We start from the raw sequence: 980 nt of genomic DNA, 5'->3' as shown, positions 1-980 counted from the left end.
CGGTGCACTTGCGCTCAATAGCCGCGTCGCAGATCCACTACATTCTTCAGCGGCTGCCCATTTAGAAACCGATCTATGTTTTCTGCCATGATCGAGAATACCCGCTCTGTATAGTTTGTGGGACCTCCCGCCACATGAGGCGTTGCAATCACGTTCGGCATGTCCCACAAAAGACTGTCCTGCGGCAACGGTTCTTGCTCAAAAACGTCCAGCATGGCACCGGCGATTGCGCCCGTCTGCAGGGACTTGATCAGTTCGGCCTCAACAACGACGGTACCCCGCGCAATGTTAATGAGAAACGCCTGAGGTTGCATGCGTGCTATCGCGGCCTCACCAATGAGCCCCGCTGTATCGGGCGTCGCCGGCACCGCGAGCACCACGAAATCGCAGAGTGGTAGCAGATCGTCAAGCGCATTGGCGGCGAACAGCCTGTCAACGCCTTCGACGGGAACGGATATATCACGCTTAGAGCCGACGACCGTCATCCCTGCGCTCTTCGCGCGGCGGGCGATGGTCGCACCAATCGAGCCCAGCCCGACGACGCCAAGCGTCTTGTCGGCCAACGGAGCCACATAGCGCGGGCTCCACTTCCGCTCAGCCTGTTCGCGCAGATACCGGCGGAAATCCCACTGCAGCATCGTCACGCCCGCCATTACGAAATCGGCGATGATGTCGCCATGGATGCCGCGTGCATTGGTCACCGCGATGTGATCCGCCCTGTCGCGGATCGGCAACATGGACTCCACACCGGCACCCGTGCACTGAAACCAGCGCAGCTTCTTCGCCTCCTCGAAGACCTCAACGGGAAAGCGAGGTGCCAGGAGTACGTCCGCCTCTGCTATGTTCTGAGCCAACCTCTCAGCGTTCGGTGCCACAATCGTGCGAACTTGAGGGAAACGCTCTCCTATCAATCGGGCATAGGATTCAGCGGCAGGGTGGTTGAGGATGATGGTAAGCTCAGCGCTTTCTGCGGCCATGGT

The 980-nt window shown here is 59.5% G+C and carries 1 protein-coding gene; it reads right to left on the bottom strand.

The features are described 5' to 3' along the window. Nucleotides 1-14 precede the first annotated feature (14 nt). A partial coding sequence (locus tag AKL29_RS07220; RefSeq protein WP_244481804.1) for a D-2-hydroxyacid dehydrogenase occupies nucleotides 15-980 on the bottom strand: 966 nt, incomplete at its 5' end.

Source organism: Bradyrhizobium pachyrhizi (assembly GCF_001189245.1).
GTDB lineage: Bacteria > Pseudomonadota > Alphaproteobacteria > Rhizobiales > Xanthobacteraceae > Bradyrhizobium > Bradyrhizobium pachyrhizi.
Note: the sequence above shows the minus strand (reverse complement) of the source record. Positions and strands in the feature narration are given on the sequence as shown.